This is a genomic window from Streptomyces spiralis (genome assembly GCF_014654675.1).
GTDB lineage: Bacteria > Actinomycetota > Actinomycetes > Streptomycetales > Streptomycetaceae > Streptomyces > Streptomyces spiralis.
Window position 1 is genome coordinate 1 of record NZ_BNBC01000166.1, and the last position, 600, is coordinate 600.

The 600-nt window shown below is 67.0% G+C and carries 1 protein-coding gene; it reads right to left on the reverse strand.

All coding sequences use genetic code 11. The features are described 5' to 3' along the window. Positions 1 to 4: 4 nt before the first annotated feature. On the reverse strand, positions 5 to 550 hold the full coding sequence (locus IE318_RS44540; protein WP_189908501.1) for a GIY-YIG nuclease family protein: 546 nt from the start codon (positions 548 to 550) through the stop codon (positions 5 to 7). Between the last annotated feature and the right edge of the window lie 50 nt (positions 551 to 600).

Here is a 600-nt window from a genome sequence, read left to right on the forward strand (position 1 = left end):
CGGCCTACGAGCTGATCGGCAACTCCCGTGCCCGTACTCGCGCTTGGGCCCGTAGCTCCTTCAAGCGGCTGTGGAACGCGTTGTGGCTGTTCTGGTCGAGGTTCAGCGGGAGGTCGAGTTGGGAGATGAGCTGTGACTCCAGGGTCCACGGTTCGTTCTGCTCGATCCAGCAGACCCGCGCGTTGTCCGCCATCCACTGGCTCAAGGTGGCTTCGCCGGCCTTGCCGAAGGTCATCCGCTTGCCGCTGCCCACGCGGCGCAGCTCGAGTCCGAGCAGACATCCGAGGGTGAGCCGCAGCGTTGAGCCGGCCGCGTTGCCCCGGTAGTGGTAGCGCACCCGCTTGCGCAAGTTCTGCGTGCTGGTCCGGTTCGCCATGTACCGCGGGGCTATGCCGACGTAGAGCAGGCGCTCAGCGCTCAAGTCCGGGTGGGGCGGCTGCTCGAAGTGCCACCCGTAGACCCCTGCTGCCGCCGGGACAGGGCTCGGGCGCACCAAGACCTCCTGCGCCGACCACAACCGCTCGGGACTGACGAGAGCGATAGCTTCCACGAAGCCTCCAGGCATGCCACGGCTGATCGTCGCAGGCTACTGGTTGACGC